Annotated in this window: 1 protein-coding gene; it reads left to right on the top strand. The window is 56.4% G+C overall.

The features are described from left to right. Positions 1 to 667 (top strand): DinB/UmuC family translesion DNA polymerase (locus MKP05_RS21325; protein WP_439109011.1); only part of this gene is annotated, 667 nt, incomplete at its 5' end. Positions 668 to 688 lie beyond the last annotated feature (21 nt).

Below are 688 nucleotides of genomic sequence, written 5' to 3'. Positions count from 1 at the left end.
GGCCTCGGACTTCGGCCGGCAGCTGCGTCAGCACGTGTATGACTGTACCCGCCTGACCATTGGCGTGGGCGCCGGACCAACGAAAACCCTCGCAAAATCAGCCCAGTGGGCCTCAAAAGAGTGGAAACAGTTTCGTGGCGTACTCGCTCTGACCAGGGGAAATCCGCAGAGAACGCGGAAACTGCTTTCACTGCAGCCGGTTGAAGAAATCTGGGGGGTGGGTAACCGTATTGCACGCAAGCTGAATGTGCTGGGCATAAAGACCGCGCTCGATCTGGCCCTGACGAACCCGACCTTCATCCGCAAAAATTTTTCTGTGGTCCTTGAGCGAACGGTACGGGAACTGAACGGGGAAAGCTGCCTTTCGCTTGAGGAAGCCCCTCCGACGAAACAGCAAATTGTGTGCAGCCGCAGTTTTGGCGTGAAGATTACAGAGTACGAGTCGCTCCGCCAGGCTATTTGCCAGCACGCAGAGCGGGCCTCTGAAAAGCTGCGTAAAGAGCGCCAGTATTGCCGGCATATTTCCGTTTTCATCAAACCCTCTCCGTTCGCTACTAAAGAGCCTTACTACGGCAACGTGGCTACGGAAAAACTGCTTACGCCCACACAGGACACCAGGGACATCATTGCAGCCGCCACAATGGCGGGCTCCAGGACCACAGTATGAGCTCCGGCGTAGAGAACACTC

Source organism: Halomonas flagellata (genome assembly GCF_022487945.1).
GTDB classification, from domain to species: Bacteria; Pseudomonadota; Gammaproteobacteria; order Pseudomonadales; family Halomonadaceae; genus Halomonas; species Halomonas flagellata.
This window is presented reverse-complemented; position numbering and strand designations above follow the sequence as displayed.